General features: G+C 64.2%; 20 protein-coding genes and 1 pseudogene. 9 read left to right on the top strand and 12 right to left on the bottom strand.

Going from position 1 to position 20,975, the window contains the following annotated elements; genetic code table 11:
* Positions 1-100: 100 nt before the first annotated feature.
* From AC0CMF_RS23205 to AC0CMF_RS23185, 5 genes are read left to right on the top strand one after another with little or no spacing between them, the layout of a single operon-like run.
* Entirely contained in the window at positions 101-1,120 is a 1,020-nt protein-coding gene (locus AC0CMF_RS23205; protein ID WP_374631304.1) for a BMP family protein, read from the top strand.
* Positions 1,117-2,658, top strand: a complete 1,542-nt coding sequence (locus AC0CMF_RS23200) for an ABC transporter ATP-binding protein (protein ID WP_374631305.1) — start codon at positions 1,117-1,119, stop codon at positions 2,656-2,658. The genes AC0CMF_RS23205 and AC0CMF_RS23200 overlap by 4 nt, the downstream gene beginning before the upstream one ends.
* Positions 2,648-3,697 carry an ABC transporter permease gene (locus AC0CMF_RS23195; protein ID WP_374631307.1) on the top strand — a complete coding sequence of 350 codons (1,050 nt, stop codon included), beginning with the start codon at positions 2,648-2,650 and terminating at the stop codon, positions 3,695-3,697. The genes AC0CMF_RS23200 and AC0CMF_RS23195 overlap by 11 nt, the downstream gene beginning before the upstream one ends.
* A complete protein-coding gene (locus tag AC0CMF_RS23190; protein ID WP_186391280.1) occupies positions 3,694-4,641 on the top strand; it encodes an ABC transporter permease in 948 nt (315 codons plus the stop codon). The genes AC0CMF_RS23195 and AC0CMF_RS23190 overlap by 4 nt, the downstream gene beginning before the upstream one ends.
* Positions 4,638-5,924 carry an amidohydrolase family protein gene (locus tag AC0CMF_RS23185; protein ID WP_374631313.1) on the top strand — a complete coding sequence of 429 codons (1,287 nt, stop codon included), beginning with the start codon at positions 4,638-4,640 and terminating at the stop codon, positions 5,922-5,924. Before AC0CMF_RS23190 ends, AC0CMF_RS23185 begins: the two co-directional genes overlap by 4 nt.
* 148 nt (positions 5,925-6,072) lie before the next feature.
* Here the strand turns inward: AC0CMF_RS23185 and AC0CMF_RS23180 are convergent, their stop codons facing one another.
* The 11 genes from AC0CMF_RS23180 to chvE form a co-directional block, all read right to left on the bottom strand.
* Complete coding sequence (locus tag AC0CMF_RS23180) at positions 6,073-6,249, bottom strand: hypothetical protein (protein WP_472482480.1); 177 nt, start codon at positions 6,247-6,249, stop codon at positions 6,073-6,075.
* A gap of 58 nt (positions 6,250-6,307) precedes the next feature.
* The gene (locus tag AC0CMF_RS23175) at positions 6,308-6,520 is read right to left on the bottom strand and encodes a hypothetical protein (protein ID WP_472482479.1); all 213 of its coding nucleotides are present in this window, start codon (positions 6,518-6,520) and stop codon (positions 6,308-6,310) included.
* A 94-nt stretch (positions 6,521-6,614) separates the two neighbouring features.
* Positions 6,615-6,791 (bottom strand): hypothetical protein, encoded by a 177-nt coding sequence (locus AC0CMF_RS23170; protein ID WP_472482478.1) that lies wholly within the window; start codon positions 6,789-6,791, stop codon positions 6,615-6,617.
* Positions 6,792-6,884: 93 nt separating this feature from the next.
* The gene (locus AC0CMF_RS23165) at positions 6,885-7,061 is read right to left on the bottom strand and encodes a hypothetical protein (RefSeq protein WP_374630802.1); all 177 of its coding nucleotides are present in this window, start codon (positions 7,059-7,061) and stop codon (positions 6,885-6,887) included.
* 205 nt (positions 7,062-7,266) lie between these two features.
* Complete coding sequence (locus AC0CMF_RS23160) at positions 7,267-8,772, bottom strand: aldehyde dehydrogenase (NADP(+)) (RefSeq protein ID WP_374630804.1); 1,506 nt, start codon at positions 8,770-8,772, stop codon at positions 7,267-7,269.
* A 15-nt stretch (positions 8,773-8,787) separates the two neighbouring features.
* Positions 8,788-9,705: a Gfo/Idh/MocA family protein gene (locus AC0CMF_RS23155; RefSeq protein ID WP_122520707.1), complete on the bottom strand. Its 918-nt coding sequence runs from the start codon at positions 9,703-9,705 to the stop codon at positions 8,788-8,790.
* Entirely contained in the window at positions 9,705-11,447 is a 1,743-nt protein-coding gene (gene araD, locus AC0CMF_RS23150) for an L-arabinonate dehydratase (RefSeq protein WP_374630806.1), read from the bottom strand. The genes AC0CMF_RS23155 and araD overlap by 1 nt, the downstream gene beginning before the upstream one ends.
* 7 nt (positions 11,448-11,454) lie before the next feature.
* Positions 11,455-12,447 carry an AraD1 family protein gene (gene araD1 / locus AC0CMF_RS23145; RefSeq protein ID WP_374630808.1) on the bottom strand — a complete coding sequence of 331 codons (993 nt, stop codon included), beginning with the start codon at positions 12,445-12,447 and terminating at the stop codon, positions 11,455-11,457.
* A 7-nt stretch (positions 12,448-12,454) separates the two neighbouring features.
* Positions 12,455-13,651 carry a multiple monosaccharide ABC transporter permease gene (gene mmsB, locus AC0CMF_RS23140; RefSeq protein WP_374630810.1) on the bottom strand — a complete coding sequence of 399 codons (1,197 nt, stop codon included), beginning with the start codon at positions 13,649-13,651 and terminating at the stop codon, positions 12,455-12,457.
* The gene (mmsA, locus tag AC0CMF_RS23135; RefSeq protein WP_050474813.1) at positions 13,651-15,186 is read right to left on the bottom strand and encodes a multiple monosaccharide ABC transporter ATP-binding protein; all 1,536 of its coding nucleotides are present in this window, start codon (positions 15,184-15,186) and stop codon (positions 13,651-13,653) included. The genes mmsB and mmsA overlap by 1 nt, the downstream gene beginning before the upstream one ends.
* Before the next feature lie 95 nt (positions 15,187-15,281).
* Entirely contained in the window at positions 15,282-16,367 is a 1,086-nt protein-coding gene (gene chvE / locus AC0CMF_RS23130) for a multiple monosaccharide ABC transporter substrate-binding protein (RefSeq protein WP_122520712.1), read from the bottom strand.
* 157 nt (positions 16,368-16,524) lie between these two features.
* On the opposite strand from chvE, the gene AC0CMF_RS23125 reads away from it, so the two are divergent.
* Both AC0CMF_RS23125 and AC0CMF_RS23120 read left to right on the top strand, forming a co-directional pair.
* Complete coding sequence (locus AC0CMF_RS23125; RefSeq protein WP_050474811.1) at positions 16,525-17,475, top strand: LysR family transcriptional regulator; 951 nt, start codon at positions 16,525-16,527, stop codon at positions 17,473-17,475.
* Between the two features lie 125 nt (positions 17,476-17,600).
* A complete protein-coding gene (locus AC0CMF_RS23120; RefSeq protein ID WP_050474810.1) occupies positions 17,601-17,954 on the top strand; it encodes a cupin domain-containing protein in 354 nt (117 codons plus the stop codon).
* Between the two features lie 305 nt (positions 17,955-18,259).
* Here AC0CMF_RS23120 and argE read toward each other — a convergent pair whose 3' ends face one another.
* On the bottom strand, positions 18,260-19,411 hold the full coding sequence (gene argE, locus AC0CMF_RS23115) for an acetylornithine deacetylase (RefSeq protein WP_374630813.1): 1,152 nt from the start codon (positions 19,409-19,411) through the stop codon (positions 18,260-18,262).
* 269 nt (positions 19,412-19,680) lie between these two features.
* Between argE and AC0CMF_RS23110 the strand changes: the two are divergent.
* Positions 19,681-19,926 (top strand): annotated as a pseudogene (locus AC0CMF_RS23110) (aldehyde dehydrogenase family protein); the annotation flags it as partial.
* Between the two features lie 6 nt (positions 19,927-19,932).
* Positions 19,933-20,967: a tartrate dehydrogenase gene (locus tag AC0CMF_RS23105; RefSeq protein WP_058899104.1), complete on the top strand. Its 1,035-nt coding sequence runs from the start codon at positions 19,933-19,935 to the stop codon at positions 20,965-20,967.
* Positions 20,968-20,975 lie beyond the last annotated feature (8 nt).

The raw sequence follows: 20,975 nt of genomic DNA, 5'->3' as shown, positions 1-20,975 counted from the left end.
ACGTACAAAACGGCATGCCTCGATATTCATCTTGCAGGCACAGTTTTGAACGCCTTACCATCCGGTCAAAAAGCAGGGACAGCGACAGAAGGAACTCCAGATGAAGAGCAGATCCAGTTTTGACGTCAGCCGCCGCGGCCTTCTTCTTGGCGCAGGCGCAGCCTTTGCAGGCAGCGCATTGCTGCCCCGGATTGCCTTTGCGCAAACACCTCTCAAGGTTGCCGGGATCTACACGGTTCCCGTCGAGCAGCAGTGGGTGAGCCGCATTCATATCGCTGCGGAAGCAGCGAAGAAGGCAGGGCTCATCGAGTACACATTCTCGGAAAACACCAGCAACACCGACTATCCGCGCGTCATGCGCGAATATGCCGAGGGCGGCGTGCAGCTGATCGTCGGCGAGATCTTCGGCGTGGAGCAGGAAGCCCGTGAAGTGGCCGCCGACTATCCGGAAACCGCCTTCCTGATGGGCTCGTCCTTCAAGCCGGAAGAAAGCCTTGCCAACCTGTCCGTCTTCGACAACTACATCCAGGACGCGTCTTATCTCTCCGGCATCATCGCCGGTGCCATGACCAAGTCCGGCAAGATCGGCATGGTCGGCGGCTTCCCCATTCCGGAAGTCAACCGCCTGATGAATGCCTTCATGGCCGGCGTGAAGGAAACCCGCCCGGATGCCACCTTCCAGGTCAGCTTCATCGGCTCCTGGTTTGATCCCCCGAAGGCCAAGGAAACCGCCTTCGCCATGATCGACGGCGGCGCCGACCTGCTCTATGCGGAGCGTTTCGGCGTATCGGATGCGGCCAAGGAGCGCGGCGTGCTGGCTATCGGCAACGTCATCGACACCCAGTCCGATTATCCGGAAACCGTGGTGGCCTCAGCCCTGTGGCACTTCGAGCCGACGCTGAACAAGGCCATCGAGGCCGTTGCCGCAGGCAGCTTCAAGGCGGAGGACTACGGCGTCTATTCCTTCATGAAGGAAGGCGGCTGCTCGCTCGCCCCGCTCGGCACCTTCGAGGGCAAGGTTCCTGCCGCAGCGATGGATCTGGTCACGGCCCGGGAAGCTGCGATCAAGGACGGCAGCTTCACCGTCACCATCAATGACGACGAGCCCAAGTCCTCGTGAGTATCTCTGACAAGGAGGCGCAGGAGACCGTCCTGCGCCTCAACGGCATCACCAAGCGCTTTGGGGCCCTCACCGCCAATGACAGCATCAGTCTGACCCTGAACCGGGGCGAGATTGTCGCCCTGCTCGGGGAAAACGGTGCTGGCAAGACCACGCTGATGAACATCCTCTTCGGCCATTACACCGCCGATGAGGGAATAGTTGAAGTTTTCGGCAAGGAGCTGCCGCCGGGCCGCCCGCGCGCCGCGCTCGCTGCTGGCGTCGGCATGGTGCATCAGCACTTCACACTGGCCGAGCACCTGAGCGTTGCGGAAAACATCGTGCTGGGCACGGTGCCTTTGTTCCGCCTGTCGCTCGGCCTTGGTGCCGCCCGCCAGCGCATCCGCGCCCTTTCCGAGGACTTCGGCCTCAAGGTCGATCCGGATGCCCGCGTCTCAAGCCTGTCGGTGGGTGAAAAGCAGCGGGTGGAGATCCTGAAGGCGCTCTACCGCAATGCCCGCATTCTCATTCTCGATGAGCCCACCGCCGTCCTGACACCGCAGGAAACCGATGCCCTGTTTGCGACGCTGAAGCGCGCCGTGGCGATCGGCCTGTCCATCGTCTTCATCAGCCACAAGCTGCATGAGGTGATGGCGGTGGCGGACCGCTGCGTGGTGCTGCGCCATGGCAAGGTGGTGGCCGAACGCGGCACCTCCGCAACCTCCGCCCGTGAGCTGGCCGCGCTGATGGTCGGCGGCGATGTGCCGGAACTGGCGCCCTCCACCGCCAAGCCGGGCCGCACCATCTTCGCCCTGCGCAATGTGTCGACGCCCGACCGGGAGGGCGCGCCGGGCCTCAAGCGGGTGACGCTGGAGCTGAAGGCCGGCCAGATCACCGGGCTGGCCGGGGTATCCGGCAATGGCCAGGCTGCGCTCTCTGATCTCGTCGCCGGGCTCGCCAGTCCGGATCAGGGCCATATTCACGTGGAAGGCACCGTGCCTCTGCGCTGGACACCGGAAGCGGCCGTACGCGCCGGCATCGCCCGCATTCCGGAAGACCGGCACAAGACCGGCACCATCGCCGATTTCAGCCTGACCGAGAACGCCATTCTGGAAACCTACCACCAGCGCCCCTTCTCCCGCGCCGGATGGATGAACCGGGCGGCCGCCGAATATTTCACGCAGCACATCATCGACACCTATGACATCCGCTGCCCGGGGCCGGACACCCGCATCCGCCTGCTGTCCGGCGGCAACATGCAGAAGCTGATCCTCGGCCGCGTGCTGGAGCCGGGCCCGCATGTGATCCTCGCCAACCAGCCGGTGCGCGGGCTCGATATCGGCGCCATCACCTTCGTGCATTCGCGCTTGATCGCCGCCCGCGATGCAGGGGCAGCCGTGCTGCTGATCTCGGAAGATCTGGACGAGGTGCAGCGGCTTTCGGATGTCATTCACGTGGTCTACGAGGGCCGCCTTTCGCCGGGTTTTGCCCGCGGCAGCCTCACCACGGAACAGCTTGGTCTCTGGATGACCGGACAAGGATTTGATCATGCGGCTTGAGCCGGTCGCCAACCCCAGCCTGCTGCGCCGTGCGGGGCTTCCGGCCCTTGCGCTGGGGCTCACCGTGGTGGCGGGATCGCTGCTGGCGCTGATTGCCGGGGCAGACCCGTTCCAGACGCTGGGGCTCATCGTCAAGGGCGCCGCAGGCAGCAAGTTCGCTCTGCTGGAAACCCTCAACCGGGCAACGCCGCTCATCTTCACCGGCCTTGCCGTTGCCGTCGCCTTCCGGGCGCGGCTGTGGAACATTGGTGCCGAAGCCCAGCTTTATGCCGGGGCTATCGTTGCGGCGCTGATTGGCGCCCATGTCACCGGCCTGCCGCAACTGCCGCTGCTGGCGCTCATGGCCGGTGCTGCGATGCTGGCAGGTGCCGCCATGCTGCTGCCGCCGGTGCTGCTGAAAACCCGCTTCGGCGTCGATGAAGTGGTGACGACCTTGCTCGTCAACTTCATCATGCTGCTCTTCGTCTCCTACCTGCTGGAAGGCCCGATGAAGGATCCGGCGGGCATGGGCTGGCCGAAGTCGGCGGCGCTGGCCAAGGATGCCCGCCTGCCGCGCATCATCGACGGCCTGCGCCTGCACTGGGGCTTTGCGCTGGCGCTGATGTCCGCCGTTGCGGTCTGGGTCATCCAGACCCGCACCACCCTTGGCTACGAGATCCGCGCCACCGGCCTCAACCAGAAGGCCGCACGCTTTGCCGGCATTCCGGTCAACATGGTGCTGGTGAAGACCGCGCTGCTCTCCGGCGGGCTTGCCGCCATGGCCGGTTTCAGCGAGGTCTCCGGCCTCAAGGGCCACCTCAGCCTCGATCTGTCGGCCAACTTCGGCTACACGGGCATCGTCGTTGCCATGCTGGCCCTGCTGCACCCGCTCGCCGTCGTGCCTTCGGCCATCTTCGTGGCGGGCATATTCGTTGGCGCCAACAGCATGAGCCGCGCCGCCAGCGTGCCGTCCTACATCGCCGACATGCTGCTGGCCATCGCGCTGCTCTTCATGGTGCTGGCCATCCTTCTGACACGCTACCGGGTGAGGCGCGGATGAACGAGCTTCTGGACATCCTGCTCTCCGCCAGCCTCTGGGCTGCAGCCATCCGCATCGCCTCGCCCCTGATCTTCGCCACCATGGGCGAACTCATCTGCGAGCGGGCGGGCGTCCTCAACCTCGGCATCGAAGGCATCATGGTCATCGGCGCCTTCACCGGCTGGGTGGCCGTCTACATGGGCGCGCCGCTGTGGTGGGGCGTTGCGGCGGCCATGCTGGCCGGCATGGCCTTCGGCTTCATCCATGCGGTGCTGACCGTGCCCTTCGGCCTGTCGCAGCATGTGGTGGGCCTTGGCGTCACCATGCTGGCCACGTCCTCCAGCTATTTCGCCTACCGCCTGCTGCTGCCGGAAGTCACAAGTCCGCCAAAGATTACCCCTTTCCAGCCGCTGCCCATTCCGGGCCTGTCCAGCCTGCCGCTGGTGGGCGAGGCGCTGTTCAGCCAGACCGCCCTCACCTATGCCGCCTTCCTGACGGCGCTGATCATCGCACTCGTGCTCTACCGCACGCCGCTCGGCCTTGCGGTGCGCGCTGCGGGCGAGAACCCTGCTGCCGTGGAGGCTCAGGGGCTTTCGGTCACGGCCCTGCGCATGGGCGCAGTCATCTTCGGCTCGGGCCTGATGGCAGTCGGCGGCTCGTTCCTGACGCTCTCGGCCTTCTCGTCCTTCTTCTTCGAGATGATCAACGGGCGCGGCTGGATCTGCATCGCCCTCGTCGTCTTCGGCGCGTGGAAGCCGGGCAAGGCGGTGCTGGGCGCCATTCTCTTTGCCGCCTTCGATGCGCTGCAGGTGCGCCTGCAACAAACGGGCTTCGGCGCCATCGTGCCCTATCAGGTGTTCCTGATGCTGCCCTTCATCCTGTCCATTCTGGCGCTCATCCTCATGTCCCGGCGGGCCGAAGTGCCAGCCGCGCTGATGCAGCCCTTCAACAAGGGGGAACGCTGATGTTCGACCTCATCATCAAGGGCGGCACCCTGCCCGATGGCACCATTGCCGACATCGCCATCACGGGCGAGCGCATCGCCGAAGTGGGCCATCTCGATGACGCAGCTTTTGCCAATGCGGCCCGCGTGATCGACGCCACGGGCGATCTCGTCTCCCCGCCCTTCGTTGACCCGCATTTCCACATGGATGCAACGCTGTCCTACGGCCTGCCCCGGGTGAATGCTTCCGGCACGCTGCTGGAGGGCATCTCGCTGTGGGGCGAACTGCGCGAGATCGCCAGCGTCGAGGACATGGTCTCCCGCGCCCTCACCTATTGCGACTGGGCCGTTTCCATGGGCCTTCTTGCCATCCGCACCCATGTGGACACGACACCGGACCACCTGCGCGGCGTGGAAGCCATGCTGGAGGTCAAGCGCATCGTCTCGCCTTATCTCGACCTGCAGCTCGTTGCCTTCCCGCAGGACGGGCTCTACCGCACGAAGACGGGCCGCGAAAATGTGCTGCGGGCGCTGGACATGGGCGTCGATGTGGTCGGCGGCATCCCGCATTTCGAGCGCACCATGGAAGACGGTATGGCGTCGGTAAAGGATCTCGCCCGCATCGCCGCCGAACGCGGGCTGATGCTGGACCTGCACTGTGACGAAACCGACGATCCGATGAGCCGCCACGTGGAAACGCTGGCCGCCGAAGTGACGCGCCATGGCCTTGGCGGGCGGGCGGCCGGAAGCCATCTCACCTCCATGCATTCCATGGACAATTACTACGTCTCCAAACTGCTGCCGCTGATCGCGGAAAGCGGCATGGCGGCCATTCCCAACCCGCTGATCAACATCACCCTGCAGGGCCGCCACGACACCTACCCCAAGCGGCGCGGCCTGACGCGGGTGAAGGAGATGCAGGCCCACGGCATCACCGTAGGCTGGGGTCAGGATTGCGTGCTTGATCCGTGGTATTCTCTCGGCACGGCCGACATGCTGGACGTGGCCTTCATGGGCCTGCATGTGGCGCAGATGACCCACCCGGCAGAGATGGCCCGCTGCTTCCGCATGGTGACGGAAGACAACGCGAAGATCCTCAATCTGGAAGGCTATGGCCTTGCGCCCGGCTGCAAGGCGTCGCTGGTGGTGCTGGATGCAGGCAACCCGGTGGAAGCCCTGCGCCTGCGGCCGGACCGGCTGGCGGTCATCTCCAAAGGCAAGGTCGTGGCCGAGCGCCCCCGCAACACCACTCGCCTCACCCTCCCCGGCCGCCCGGCCACCATCCGCCGACGGCATGAGGGGTGATGAAGGGGGAACCTTTCCTCCTTCGTCATGCCATGGCTCGACCATGGCATCCACGCCGTGACCGCTCCAGACGGCGTGACGTAAGATTAACTCATTGTACTCACTTACACTTTCCCAGATCCGGCAGGTCAGGGAATGGATGCCATGGTCAAGCCATGGCATGACGGAGAAATGAGGATTTGAGGAAGACCGGCACGCTCTTCCCCGGCACCATCACCTGCTCCAGAAAGCCAAAATCCGCTGCATGAGGGATGAGAACCAAGCCTGAGAAAAGCACATCAGCCCCACCGTCTTCGTCATGCCATGGCTCGACCATGGCATCCACGCCACACCCTCTCCAAACCACACCATGTAACCTTAACTCATTGTATTCAATTACACTTTTACCGACCCAGCAAGTCAGGGAATGGATGCCATGGACAAGCCATGGCATGACGGAAAAAGGAGAGTTTGAGGAAGACCGGCACGCTCTGTCCCGGCACCATCACCTGCTCCAGAAAGCCAAAATCCGCTGCATGAGGGATGAGAACCAAGCCTGAGAAAAGCGCACCAGCCCCTCCTCCTTCGTCATGCCATGGCTCGACCATGGCATCCACGCCACACCCTCTCCAAACGGCACGGCGCAAGCTGAACTCACTGTACTTACTTGCACTTTCCCAGATCCGGCAAATCAGGGAATGGATGCCATGGTCAAGCCATGGCATGACGGAGAAATGAGAGTTTGAGGAAGATCGGCACGCTCTTCCCCGGCACCATCACCTGCTCCAGAAAGCCAAAATCCGCTGCATGAGGGATGAGAACCAAGCCTGAGAAAAGCGCATCAGCCCCACCGTTTTCGTCATGCCATGGCTCGACCATGGCATCCACGCCACGCCCTCTCCAAACGGCACGACGTAAGATTAACTCATTGTACTCACTTACACTTTTCCGACCCGGCAAGTCAGGGAATGGATGCCATGGTCAAGCCATGGCATGACGGAGAAATGAGAGTTTGAGGAAGACCGGCACGCTCTTCCCCGGCACCATCACCTGCTCCACAAAGCCAAAATCCGCTGCATGAGGGATGAGAACCAAGCCTGAGAAAAGCGCACCAGCCCCACCATCTTCGTCATGCCATGACTTGATCATGGCATCCACGCCGCACCCTCTCCAGACGGCGTGACGTAAGATTAACTAATTGTACTCACTTACACTTTTTCCAACCCGGCAGGTCAGGGGATGGATGCCATGGTCAAGCCATGGCATGACGAAAAACAATGGAAGGCGGGAAGAAGCCGCTCAAACAAAAGCCCCCGGCAATTGCTCGCCGGGGGCCAGGTGATTCAGGGAACCTCTTGCCGGATCAGCGCAGGTCTGCGGGCAACAGGGCTTCGGGGAGGTTCTGGTAGCTGACGGGGCGGAGCCAGCGGCGGATGGCCATGGTGCCGACCGAGGTGGCGCCGAAGTTGGTCGAGGCCGGATAGGGGCCACCGTGAACCATGGCATCGCAGACTTCCACACCTGTCGGAAAGCCGTTGGCCAGAATGCGGCCTGCCTTGCGCTCCAGCACCGGCATCAGGCTGGCGGCGAGTTCCACGTCGCCATCATCCATCTGCAGGGTCACGGTCAGCTGGCCCTCGAAGCTTTCCGCGATGCGGGCAAGCTCTTCCTTGTCCTTGACGCGCACGATGATGCCGAGCGGGCCAAAGACTTCATGCGTCAGTGCCGGATTGGCGAGAAGCTGCGCGCCGGTCGTCTCGAACAGGTGCGGTGCGGCCTGACGGGCCGGACAGGAACCGGTGAGACGCGCCTTGGCAGCGCCCGTGGCGGCGATCTTTTCAGCGCCAGCGGCAAAGGCCGACGCGATGCCGTCCGTCAGCATGGTCTGCGGTGCGACGTCCTTGAGGGCTGCTTCCGCCGTGGCGATGAAGGCATCCGCCCCTGCCCCGTCCATGACCAGCACAAGGCCGGGGTTGGTGCAGAACTGGCCGACGCCCATGGTCAGGCTTCCGGCCCAGCCCTTGGCGATCGCCTCGCCGCGTGCCGCATGGGCTGCGGGCAGAACGAAGACCGGGTTGACGCTGCCCAGCTCGCCGAAGAAGGGGATCGGCTCGGGGCGCGCGGCGCACAGGTCGAACAGCGCACGCCCGCCGCCCAGCGAACCGGTGAAGCCGACAGCCTTGATCAGCGGATGGCGCACCAGCGCCTCGCCCAGTTCCCGCGAGGGCCCCTGCACCAGCGAGAACACGCCGGCCGGCATGCCGCAGGCCTTGATCGCCGCATCAATCGCCTGCGCCACCAGCTCGCCCGTGCCGGGGTGAGCCGGATGGCCCTTGACCACCACCGGGCAGCCGGCGGCCAGCGCGCTGGCGGTGTCGCCACCGGCCGTGGAGAAGGCCAGCGGGAAGTTGGAGGCACCGAACACGGCCACCGGGCCGATGGGGCGCTGGATCAGGCGGATTTCCGGGCGCGGCAGCGGTGCGCGGTCCGGCAGGGCCGCGTCCTTGCGCACGTCCAGATATTCGCCCTTGCGGATATGGGCGGCAAACAGGCGCAGCTGGCCGGTGGTGCGGCCGCGCTCGCCCTCAAGGCGGGCGGTGGGCAGCGCGGTTTCGGCGGTCGCAACTTCGGTGATCTCCGCGCCGCGTGCCTCGATTTCCGTGGCGATGCGCTCCAGGAAGACGGCGCGCTCCTCACGCGAGGTTGCGGCATAGGCGGCAAAAGCTGCTTCGGCGGCCTTCACCGCTGCATCCACCTCCGCCGGGCCGCCAGCGGCGAACTGGCGGGGCTCGCCCGTGACGGGCGAGGAGGAAAAGACTTCAGAACCTGCAACCCAGGCTCCGGCGATCAGGTGCTTTCCGGTCAGCATGATCTCTCTCTTTGATTAGAAGTGGAACGGCTCGGTCACAAGCCGCCGTCCAAGGGTCATGGCATCGGACACATGGACCATGGGCGTCAAGTCCACATCCCGTCTTCCGCCACGCACCAAGTCTGCCATATGGGCATAGAGGCGCGGATATTCACGGTCCGGACCTTCAATCCGTTCACCGTCCGAGGTTTCCATCTCCGCCCCGCCCTTGCGCAGAACCAGCGATCCGGCGTCCGTCTCGACCTCGATATCCCAGGTCTGCGGGCCTTCCTGCCGCCAGTCGAAGTCCGCCGAGACATTGCCGGAAAACGTCAGATCCGCCGCAATCGGCGTCTGGCGGTTTTCCGGGAAGGTGAGTTCGGCACTGACGAGATGAACCGGCATGGGCAGAATGGCGGTCAGGATCGACAGGGCATTGATGCCCGGATCGAACACACCCATGCCACCCGGCTCGAACACCCAGTCCTGACCGGGATGCCACTTGCGCACATCCTCGCGCCAGGTGATGTGGGCGCGGGTGACCTTGCGGGTGGAGAGCCACTGGCGCGCCGGCTCCACGGCATTGGCCATGCGGCTGTGCCAGGTGGCAAACAGCGTCAGCCCCCGTTCGGCCGCCAGAGCTTCCAGCGCATGCACTTCGGCAAGCGTGGCTCCCGGCGGCTTTTCCAGCATCACGTGACGGCCGGCCTTCAGCGCCGCTTGCGCATAGGTGAAGCGCGGCACCGGCGGCAGGCACAGGGAAATCACGGAAATGTCGGGCCTCTCCGCCAGCATCTGCGCGAAATCGCGGTAGGACGGCACGCCGTCCACCTGCCCCTGACGGGAAACGGTTGCCTCAAGCCGCCAGTCGGAACTGGCGGCCAGGGCGGGCACATGCTGGTCAACGGCGATCTTGCCGATGCCCACCAGCGCAACGGGAAGGCTTGCGGACATCAGTGCGAGTCCCTGCCCACCGGGGCGCCGCGGCAGCCCTTGAGGAAGTCAAGGTCCGCCCCGGTGTCGGCGCCCGTGACATGCTTGTGGTGCAGCATGGCATAGCCGCTGTCCGGCGGCGTGATGCGCGGCGTCCAGGCGGCAAGGCGGCGGTCCAGCTCGTCCTGCGGAATGTCGAGATGAATGCGGCGGGCTTCCACGTCCAGCTCAATGAAGTCACCATCCTGCACCACGGCCAGAGGGCCGCCGACGGCAGCTTCCGGCGAGGTGTGCAGCAGCACGGTGCCGAAGGCGGTGCCGGACATGCGGGCGTCGGAGATGCGCACCATGTCGGTGATGCCCTTGCGCAGCACCTTCGGCGGCAGGCCCATGTTGCCCACCTCGGCCATGCCGGGATAGCCGCGCGGGCCGCAGTTCTTCAGCACCATCACGCAGGTCTCGTCAATGTCGAGCGCCTCGTCGTTGATCTTGGCCTTGTAGTCGTCGATGTCCTCGAAGACCACAGCCCGGCCACGGTGCTTCATCAGCGACGGGGTGGCGGCGGACGGCTTCAGCACCGCGCCCTTCGGCGCCAGATTGCCGCGCAGAACGACGATGCCGCCCGACTGGGTCAGCGCCTTGTCGGCGGGCAGGATCACGTCCTCGTTGTGGTTCACAACGTCCTTGACCTGATCCCACATGCTTTCGCCCGAAACGGTCAGCGCATCCTTGTGCAGCAGCCCCGCTTCGCCAAGGCGCTTGATCACCACCGGCAGGCCGCCTGCATAGAAGAATTCTTCCATCAGATACTTGCCGGAGGGCATCAGGTTGACGATCGTCGGGATGTCACGGCCACAGCGGTCCCAGTCGTCCAGCGACAGGTCGATGCCGACACGGCCGGCGATTGCCAGCAGGTGGATCACTGCATTGGTCGAGCCGCCGATGGCCGCATTGGTGCGGATGGCGTTCTCGAAAGCCTGCTTGGTCATCACGTCGGAAGGCTTCAGGTCGTCCTTCACCATCTGCACGATGCGGCGGCCGGTCATCTGCGCCATCACGCGGCGGCGGCTGTCCACTGCCGGAATGGCGGCATTGCCGGACAGGGCCATGCCGAGAGCTTCGGCCATGCTGGCCATGGTGGAGGCGGTGCCCATGGTGTTGCAAGAGCCGGGGCTGCGCGACATGGAGGCTTCAGCCTCGGCGAATTCGGCAGCGGTCATCTCGCCCGCCTTCACCGCTTCGGAGAACTTCCACAGATGCGTGCCGGAGCCGACGCGCTCATTGCGGTAATAACCGTTGAGCATCGGGCCGCCGGTGACGACGATCGACGGCAGGTTGGTGGAGGCAGCGGCCATCAGCAGGCTGGGCGTGGTCTTGTCGCAGCCCACCATCAGCACGCAGCCATCCATCGGCTGACCGCGCATCGCCTCTTCCACCGCCATGGCCGCAAGGTTGCGGAACATCATCGCGGTCGGGCGGAAGGCGCTTTCACTGGCGGAGAACACCGGCACTTCCACCGGGAAGCCGCCTGCCTCGTAGATGCCGTTCTTCACCCGCTGCGCCAGATCATTGAGATGGGCGTTGCAGGGGGTCAGTTCGGACCATGTGTTGAGGATGCCGATGACCGGACGGCCATCAAACAGATCATGCGGGAAACCCTGGTTCTTCATCCAGCCGCGATGATAGATGGCATCGCGCGACGTGCCGCCGAACCATTCCTGCGAACGGAGCTTGCGGGGCCAGGGAGCGGGTTTGAAGGTCATCTCGGTCTCACAGTGCTTTGACAGTCAGGGCGCCGGTTTCTTTGGGCGCGAAGACCAGGGGATTGGCGAGCGGCAGACCGAAGCCTTCTGCCTCGATCTCGAAAACATCACCTGCCTGCGTGCGCACACCATCGGCGAAGGACAGGGTCGCCGTGCCGAACATGTGCACATGCACATCGCCCGGCTGGCGGAACAGGCCGTACTTGAAGTGGTGGTGCTCCAGATTGGCGAGCGTATGGGACATGTTGGCTTCGCCCGACAGGAACGGCTTTTCCCACAGCACCTTGCCGTCACGGAGGATGCGGGACGTGCCGCGCACATCGGCGGGCATGTCACCCACCAGGATTTCCGGGCCGAAGGAGGCATGGCGCAGCTTGGAATGGGCAAGCCAAAGATAGTTCACCCGCTCGGTCACATGGTCGGAGAACTCATTGGCCACCGCCCAGCCAACGCGGCAGGGCGTACCATCGGGGGCGATCACATAGATGCCGGCAAGCTCCGGCTCCTCGCCGCCGTCCTCGGCAAAGCCGGGCGCTTCCAGCGGCTCACCGCTGGCAACGGCGGCAAAGCCGTTGCCCTTGTAGAACCACTCCGGCTGCGCGCCCACAGCGCCGCTTTCCGGGCGGCCGCCTTCAAGCCCCATGCGGAACATCTTCATGGAATCGGTCAGCGTCTCGGCGCCTTCGAGCTTGGCATGCATGGCATCGCGGGCCGAAGCCGAACCCAGATGGGTGAGGCCCGTGCCGGTCAGGTGCAGATGCGCCGGGTCCGGATGGGTGATCGGCAGCATCAGGCGGCCTTCGACGGCGGCCTGCGCCAGATCGACGTCCTCGCCAAGGCCGCGCTCTTCGATGACTGCCTTGAGGCCGCGTCCGCTGGAAGCGGCCGCCATGGCCAGTTCATAGGTGCTGGCCGTGCCGCGCAGGATTGCGGCCTTGTCTCCATCACGAACCACGACAGAGATGGAGCCATCCGGATTGCGGAGCTGGGAAATCAGCATGAAAGCCTCACTTGTTCTTGCTGTAGACGTCGAAGATGACGGCGGCGAGGAGGACGAGGCCGATGATCATCTGCTGATAGTCGATGCCGATGCTCATGATCGACATGCCCATGTTCATCACGCCCATGAAGAGCGCGCCGATGACCACGCCCATGATCTTGCCGGAGCCGCCCGTCATGGACGCCCCGCCGATGAAGACCGAGGCGATGGCCACCAGCTCGAAGCCCGTGCCTGCCTTGGGCGTTGCCGAGTTGAGGCGGGCGGTCACCATCATGCCGGCGAGCGCGGCCAGCACGCCCATGTTGACGAAGCAGAAGAACACCAGCCGCTCTGTCTTGATGCCGGAAAGCTTGGCGGCCTTCTCGTTGCCGCCCACCGCATAGATGCGCCGGCCGAGCGATGTGTTTTCCGTCAGGAAGGCGTAGAGCACGGTGAGCAGCGTCACCACCACCAGCACATTCGGCAGCCCCCGGAACGAGGAGAGCTGATAGCCGACGAAAGCCAGCGCCAGCGCGATCAGCACATTGCGGCCCACGAAGAAGGCCATCGGCTCCTGCACCACACTGAACTGCTTCTCGCGTGCCCGGCCCCGCAGGCCGAAGAGGAACACAGCCAGAATGGCAACGGCAATGATCAGCAGCGTCAGCCCATGCGGACGGCCGATGCCCAGGAGATCCGGGATGAAGCCATTGGACATGGCCTGGAATTCCCGCGGGAAGGGACCGATGTTCTGTCCGCCCAGCATCCACATGGTGGCACCGCGGAACACCATCATCCCGGCCAGCGTCACGATGAAGGAGGGAATGCGCCAGAAGGCGATCCAGTAGCCCTGCATGGCGCCGATGATGCCGCCGACGATCAGCGTCAGCGGAATGACCGCGTAATAGGGCAGCCCCTGCTGCACCGTCAGCCAGGCCGCGATGGCACCGGTGAAGGCTGCGACCGAGCCGACCGACAGGTCGATGTGTCCGGCAACGATGACCAGCAGCATGCCCAGCGCCAGAACGATGATATGCCCGTTCTGCAGGAACACGTTGGTGATGATCTGCGGCTGCAGGAAGTTGACCGGCTGATCCCGGAGCTGCAGCACGATGGTGAAGAAGGCAACGATGGCAACCAGCGCCATCAGCATGCCGTTTTCCCTGAGATGTCCGCCCAGAAGCGTGCTCAGATCCTTGCGTTCAGATGCCGTTTGCCCCGCCATCACGCCACCTTTTCCTTGTTCACTGTCTTGAGGATCATGGCCATGATCCGCTCCTGGCTGGCTTCCGCCTTGCCGAGCTCGCCGACGATCCGTCCCTCGTTCATCACATAAATGCGGTCGCACATGCCCAGAAGTTCCGGCATCTCCGACGAGATCATGACGACCCCGCGTCCTTGCGCGACCAGCTCGTTCATGATCGTGTAGATTTCGAACTTGGCGCCCACGTCGATGCCGCGCGTCGGCTCATCCAGGATGAGCACCTGCGGATCGGTGAAGAGCCACTTCGACAGCACCACCTTCTGCTGGTTTCCGCCCGAAAGATTCACCGCCTTCTGGTGTACGCCCGGGGTGCGGATGGACATGGCGCGGCGGTATTCTTCCGCGACCTTCTTCTCGCGGTGCTTGTCCAGAACGCCCTTGGTGGCAATGCCTGCCAGATTGGCGAGGCTGATGTTGCGCACGATCGGCTCGTCCAGGATCAGCCCAAGTTCCTTGCGGTCTTCCGTCACATAGGCGAGCCCCGCGTCCACGGCCTTCGACACGGTCGAGGTATCCACCTCCTTGCCGCGCATGCGGACAGAGCCGGAGATGTTGCGGCCATAGGCCTTGCCGAAGATGCTCATCGCCAGTTCCGTGCGGCCCGAGCCCATCAGACCGGCAATGCCGACGATCTCGCCCTGACGGACGGTGAAGGCGGCATCCGAAATGACCTGACGCTCGCGCACTTCCGGGTGCCAGACGTTCCAGCCCGACACTTCCATCAGCATCTCGCCGGGCTTGTGCTCCCGGTCCGGATAGCGGTGCGCCATGTCGCGGCCCACCATGTCGCGGATGATCCGCTCTTCCGAGATATCCGCCCGGTCGATCGTGGACACGGTCGTGCCGTCGCGCAGGATGGTGATGCGGTCGGCAACGCGGGAAATCTCGTTGAGCTTGTGCGAGATCAGGATGGAGGTCACCCCTTGCGCCTTCAACTCCAGCATCAGGTCGAGCAGCTTCTGGCTGTCGTTCTCCTGCAATGCCGCCGTCGGCTCATCCAGGATGAGCAGCCGCACGTCCTTGGCCAGTGCCTTGGCGATTTCGACGAGCTGCTGCTTGCCGACACCCAGCTTCTCCACCTTGGTGGCCGGAGATTCGCTGAGGCCCACCTTCTTCAGATATTCAGCCGTGCGCGAGAAGGTCTGCGGCCAGTTGATCACGCCGTTGGTGGCCACCTCGTTGCCGAGAAACAGGTTCTCGGCGATGGACAGGAGCGGCACCAGCGCCAGCTCCTGGTGAATGATAATGATGCCCTTGGCTTCGCTGTCCTTGATGGAGCGCATCTGCAGCGTTTCGCCGGCATAGATGATATCGCCCTCATAGGAGCCGTAGCCATAGACGCCGGACAGCACCTTCATCAAAGTGCTCTTGCCCGCGCCGTTTTCGCCGCATATGGCGTGAATTTCGCCCTCTTCCACGGTCAGATTCACCCGGTCAAGCGCCTTGACGCCGGGGAAGACCTTGGAGATGCCGCGCATTTCCAGAAGGGTTGCCATCGAACCTCTCAGAGGAGCCTTGCAGGGGGAACCTTGCAGGATGCAGGAGGCCCGCCCCGGTCTCAGCGGAGCGGGCCCTGCATGCGGATGTCAGATCACTTCAGCTGATCGGCGGTGTAGTAGCCGGAGCCGACGAGGATCTCTTCATAGTTGCTGGCATCGACCGAGACCGGCTCGAGCAGGTAGGACGGCACCACCTTGACGCCATTGTCATAGGTCGTGGTGTCGTTGATTTCCGGCTCGGAACCGCCCAGCAGGGCTTCGGCCATGCCAACGGTGACACGGGCCAGTTCGCGGGTGTCCTTGAACACCGTGGAATACTGCTCACCGGCAATCATCGACTTCACCGAGGGAACCTCAGCGTCCTGACCGGTAACGATCGGCATCTTCAGGTCGCCGGAACCGTAGCCCACGCCCTTGAGCGAGGACAGGATGCCGATGGACAGGCCGTCATAGGGGGACAGCACGCCGTTCACCTGGCGGCTGCCATAGTTGGCGGAGAGCAGGTTATCCATGCGGGCCTGAGCCACGGCACCATCCCAGCGCAGGGTACCGACAACATCCATGCCCATCTGGCCGGACGGAACGGCAACTTCACCGGAATCGATCAGCGGCTGCAGAACCGACATGGCGCCGTTGTAGAAGAAGTAGGCGTTGTTATCGTCCGGCGAGCCGCCGAACAGTTCCACGTTCCACGGCTTCGCATCCGGGAAACGCTCCTTCAGGCCCTTCACCAGGCTTTCCGCCTGCTGCACGCCGACCTTGAAGTTGTCGAAGGTGGCGTAATAGTCGACGTTGCCGCTGTCGCGGATCAGGCGGTCATAGGCGATCACCTTGATGCCGGCCGCATTGGCGTTTTCCAGCGCGTTCGACAGGGTGGTGCCGTCGATGGCGGCAATCACGAGCACATTCACACCCTTGGTGATCATGTTCTCGATCTGCGCCAGCTGGTTCGGGATGTCATCCTCGGCATACTGAAGATCGGTGCGGAAACCGGCCTTCTGGAACTGCTCAACCATCGAGTTGCCGTCGGAAATCCAGCGGGCGGACGATTTGGTCGGCATGGAAATACCAATGGACCCCTTGTCCTGTGCGAAGACGCTGGACGTCATCATGGCCGGAGCAGCAAGCAGGGTGCCAGCAAGGGTCAGCGCCATGAAGGCGCGTTTCGTCAGTTTCATATCAGTTTCCTCCCCCGCCCTAAGCGCATAGGGCGTCAAATGGTCTTTGGCCCCGCCGCTTCTCCGCAGCTTGGGGTCCATTCACCGCGGGAAGGCTTGCACCGGCCAAACATAACTGTCAAATTCGATTATATCCATCAAACATAGCAAATCAGATATGAATGACTCCTTCCGCACCAGCAGCCTGCACCAGCGCGGCCTGAAACTCTCACATCTTCGGCTGATGGCCACTTTGGGCGAGCGGCCGCAGGTCAGCGTCGCCGCAACACTTCTGGGGATGACGCAGCCCGCCGCCTCCCGGCTGCTTGCGGACGTGGAGCGCATCATCGGCCAGCCGGTGCACCAGCGCGAGGGGCGCGGCCTTTCGCTGACCAGCAGCGGACAGGCGCTGGCCCGCCGTGCCGCCCGCATCCTGCAGGAGTTGGATGATGCGGGGCGGGAGATCGAGGAACTGGCCGAAGGCAGCAAGGGCGAGGTGCGCATCGGCTCGGTGACGGCTCCGTCCATCGAGCACGTGCTGCCGGCCGTCCAGAGGGCGCGGGAGCTCAATCCAGGCCTGCTGATCGAAGTGATCGTCGATACGTCCGACAATCTGTGCAAGGCGCTGATGGCCGGCCGGATCGACTTTGCCGTGGGGCGCCTCGTCGGCATCAGCGATCCCACGCTGGTGGAGATGGAGGTGATGGAGCCGGAACCTGTCAGCCTGATGGTCCGCCATGACCATCCGCTTCTGCAGTCGGGCAATGCGGCCCTCGAAGACATCATCCGGCATGACTGGGTGATGCCAAGCCCCGACAGCGTGCTGGGCCGCGCCGTCATCCGCCGCCTGAGCAGCCTTGGGCTTCCCCCGCCGCGCCAGCAGCTCTCCACCGCCTCCTTCCTGCTGACGCTCGCCATCATCCGCGGCAGCGATTCCATCGCGCCTGTCGCCAAGGCCGTCGCCGACGCCTTTGCGCAGGACGAAGGCACCGTTTACGGCGTGCTGCCCGTGGAACTGGGCATCGAGGTGGAACCCTACGGCCTCATCCGCCGCAGCGGCAGCACGCTGACGCCCGCCGCCAGCAAGATCGCCGGTCTCATCCTCGAAGGCAGCCGGGCGAAGATCTGACCGCAGGATCTTGGGCGCAGAGGGGGTAATACGGCAGAATTTCCTGCTGTCCGGCAGCGGACGGCAGATCCCGCGTGCGGCGGGCGGGTCTAATGGCAGCGATCCTTCCCCCTCAGGAGCCTGTCATGAGCCTCATCAAAACCATCGACCACAACCCCACCTTCGAGCCCACCCACGCCCTGCCCGCCCCCGAGCGGCTGATTTCCGGCAGTCCGGAATTCTCCACCTGGGCCATGGACGAGTCGCGCGACGGCAAGATCAAGTCCGGCATCTGGCAGGCCACCCCCGGCCTCACCCATTCGATCAAGGGCGAGACCTTCGAATTCTGCCACATCCTGGAAGGCGTCGTCGAAATCACCGAAAACGGCAAGGAGCCCATCACCTACCGTGCCGGCGACAGCTTCGTCATGAAGCCCGGCTTCGTCGGCACCTGGCGCACCATCGAGACCGTGCGCAAGATCTACGTTGTTTGCTACTAAAGGATATCGCGGCTGACGGTTCGGAAACTGTCAGCCGCTTTCTAAGGGCTGGTTGCCCTGTGCACACATGGCACTCTGCGCATACACCACCCACCACGCTGTCCCGGCCTTGTGCCGTCCCCCATGGCCGTACCACCTCCCGATCGTCATCCCGGACGCAGCGAAGCGAAGATCCGGGACCGGTGAGTCAAGGTCCATCGGCTAACGCTCTTGCTGGCAACCAAATGACACCCCGGCTCTCCGGTCCCGGATCGCGCGGAGGCGCGTCCGGGATGACGATGGAGAGGCAGGGCTTCCAATGCCCCCTACCCCGCCAGTTCTGCCGCCAGCCGTTCCAGCATGGCCATGCAGGCGGCGAGTTCCTCGCGCAGGATATATTCATCGGGCCGGTGGGCGCGGGTGATGGAACCGGGGCCGCAGATGATTGACGGCACGCCTGCGGCCTGAAACAGCCCCGCTTCCGTGCCATAACTGACCGACTGGATCGCTGCGCCGCCCGACAGCCGCTCGATCAGCGTGATGAAGCCTGCATCCGGCGTGGGGGCCAGCGCAGGATAGCTCGCCAGTTCCTGCCAGCTTGCCGACAGCGCCCGCCCTTCCGCCTGTGCCTGCGCCAGCAGCGCATCAAGCTTTGCCAGCACCTTTGCACTCACATCCTGCGGCGCGGCACCGGGCACGGAACGCACCTCGAAGGCCAAACGGCACAGATCGGGAATGATGTTGACGGCGCTGCCGCCGGACACAATCCCCGCCACCACCGTTGAGGAGGGCGGCGAGAAGCGCGCATCAAACGGGCCTTCCACTTCCATCTTCGCCGAGAGATCGCGGATGAACAGCAGCAGTTCTGCCGCCGGATAAAGCGCATTCTCCCCCAGCGCCGGCTGGGAGCTGTGCGCCGCCTTGCCGGTGAAGGTGATTTCCACCGCCTGCTTGCCCTTGTGCGAAAGCACGGGCCGCATGTCCGAGGGCTCGCCGACGATGCAGCCCGCCGGCAGGGCGCAAAGCTCCGGCAGTTCCGCAATCATGTGCGGCACACCCCGGCAGCCGATTTCCTCATCATAGGAAAAGGCGATATGCACCGGCCGCTTCAGGCTGGCTGCCTTGAACAGGGGCACCGCCGCCAGCACGCAGGCAAGAAAGCCCTTCATGTCGGTCGCCCCGCGCCCCGTCAGGCGCCCGCCAAGGTCGGTCAGGCGGAAGGGATCGGCGGTCCAGACCTGCCCCTCCACCGGCACCACATCCATATGGCCGGAGAGCACATAGCCCGGCACATCCTTCGGCCCGATGGTGGCAAAGAGGTTCACCCGGTCGCCTTCCGGCCCCGGCAGCACGGCACAGTCCACGCCATGGCCCGCCAGATAGCTGCGCACATAATCAGCAATCGTGCCATTGGCCACCCCGGGCAGCACGTTGAAGCCAACCAGATCCGCCAGCAGTGCTTCCGCCGAATGCGCCATTCCCATTTTCTCCAGTCAGTCCACAAAGTCTCTGCCTGCCATCATCCGCGCTTTGCCGCGCAGTTCCTGCCGAAGACACGCTGCCCCGCAGGATATCCTGCGGCAGGCTGGCCTCCTGCTTGCGGATGGACTTTACCAGCCCCAAGCCCCCGCCGCACAGAATTGCGCCGAAGGGCTCCCGAACAGCGCAATCGGCCGCGCGCTGCAAACATATGGCGCATGGTTGTGCCGCCTGAAGCCTAGGATCGCTCCAGTTTTACCGGAGCCCTGCAGTGTCCCTGTCCTTTCACCCCACCTATGGCCTTGCAGCCGGGGGCCATACCCGCGATGTTTCGCGGGCGCTGAAAAGCCTCAGGCACATCGAGGCCGGCGCCACCCGGATCAACCGCTATGGCCGGTCGCGCGTTTCCATCCTGCTGGCGGGGGTCTCCAAGTCCTCCGGCACCCGCAAGGATCCGGGCCGCGACGCCTACAACGCCAACCGCCGCTCCAAGAGCGTGCTCATCGACCTGTGAGAGAACATGGCCCCCTATCGTATTGCAGTCATCCCCGGCGACGGCATCGGCATCCCGGTCACGGAAGCAGCGCTCGCCGTGGCAGCCAAGGCCCTGCCCGGCAAGCTGGAAACCGTCACCTTCCCCTGGTCCTGCGACTATTATCTGCAGACGGGCCGGATGATGCCGGAAGACGGCATCGAGACCCTGCGCGGCTTTGACGCCATCTACCTTGGTGCCGTCGGCTGGCCGCAGAAAGTGCCGGATTCGGTATCTCTGCATGGCCTGCTGCTGCCGATCCGCAAAGCCTTCGTGCAATATGCCAACATCCGCCCGCACCGCATTCTGGCCGGCGTCGAAGGCCCGCTGCGCAAGGGCGGCTTCGACATCCTGTGCATCCGCGAGAACACAGAGGGCGAATATTCGGGCGCCGGCGGGCGCGTGCATCAGGGCACGTCCGATGAAGTGGCCATTGAAACCGCCATCTTCACCCGTACGGGCGTCGAGCGCATCCTGCGCTTCGGCTTCGAACAGGCCCGCAAGCGCAGCAAGCGCCTTGCCTCGGTCACCAAGTCCAACGCGCAGAAACACACGATGGTGTTCTGGGACGAGGTGACGAAGGAACTGGCCGCCGAATACCCGGATGTTGCTGTCAGCCACTACCATATCGATGCCATCGCCGCCCGCATGGTGATGGCACCGGAAAGCCTCGACGTGGTGGTCGCCTCCAACCTCTTCGGCGACATCCTCACCGATCTGGGCGCGGCCATCCAGGGCGGTCTCGGCTTTGCCGCTTCGGCCAACATCAACCCGGACCGCAGCGCCCCTTCCATGTTCGAGCCGGTGCATGGCTCTGCGCCCGATATCGCGCATCTGGGCATTGCCAACCCGCTGGCCGCCATCTGGTCCGCCGCCATGATGCTGGAGCATCTGGGCGAAGCAGAAGCTGCCAACCGCATCATGACCGCCATGGAACAGGCCACCGCGCAAGGCATCGGCACCGTGCCGGGGCAGAACAAGACCGATGAAATCACCCGTGCCGTGATGGCAGCGCTGGATTGAGGATAAAG

Source organism: Pannonibacter sp. CBAS1226 (assembly GCF_055685825.1).
The sequence above is the reverse complement of the archived record's forward strand: the minus strand, read 5'-3'. Positions and strand labels throughout refer to the sequence as shown.

Coding starts and splice junctions, on each gene's coding strand:
- AC0CMF_RS23205 (WP_374631304.1), top strand. CDS start 101: ATGAAGAGCAGATCCAGTTTTGACGTCAGCCGCCGCGGCCTTCTTCTT.
- AC0CMF_RS23195 (WP_374631307.1), top strand. CDS start 2,648: ATGCGGCTTGAGCCGGTCGCCAACCCCAGCCTGCTGCGCCGTGCGGGG.
- AC0CMF_RS23190 (WP_186391280.1), top strand. CDS start 3,694: ATGAACGAGCTTCTGGACATCCTGCTCTCCGCCAGCCTCTGGGCTGCA.
- AC0CMF_RS23160 (WP_374630804.1), bottom strand. CDS start 8,772: ATGCTGACCGGAAAGCACCTGATCGCCGGAGCCTGGGTTGCAGGTTCT.
- AC0CMF_RS23155 (WP_122520707.1), bottom strand. CDS start 9,705: ATGTCCGCAAGCCTTCCCGTTGCGCTGGTGGGCATCGGCAAGATCGCC.
- araD (WP_374630806.1), bottom strand. CDS start 11,447: ATGACCTTCAAACCCGCTCCCTGGCCCCGCAAGCTCCGTTCGCAGGAA.
- araD1 (WP_374630808.1), bottom strand. CDS start 12,447: ATGCTGATTTCCCAGCTCCGCAATCCGGATGGCTCCATCTCTGTCGTG.
- mmsB (WP_374630810.1), bottom strand. CDS start 13,651: ATGGCGGGGCAAACGGCATCTGAACGCAAGGATCTGAGCACGCTTCTG.
- mmsA (WP_050474813.1), bottom strand. CDS start 15,186: ATGGCAACCCTTCTGGAAATGCGCGGCATCTCCAAGGTCTTCCCCGGC.
- chvE (WP_122520712.1), bottom strand. CDS start 16,367: ATGAAACTGACGAAACGCGCCTTCATGGCGCTGACCCTTGCTGGCACC.
- AC0CMF_RS23125 (WP_050474811.1), top strand. CDS start 16,525: ATGAATGACTCCTTCCGCACCAGCAGCCTGCACCAGCGCGGCCTGAAA.
- AC0CMF_RS23120 (WP_050474810.1), top strand. CDS start 17,601: ATGAGCCTCATCAAAACCATCGACCACAACCCCACCTTCGAGCCCACC.
- argE (WP_374630813.1), bottom strand. CDS start 19,411: ATGGCGCATTCGGCGGAAGCACTGCTGGCGGATCTGGTTGGCTTCAAC.
- AC0CMF_RS23105 (WP_058899104.1), top strand. CDS start 19,933: ATGGCCCCCTATCGTATTGCAGTCATCCCCGGCGACGGCATCGGCATC.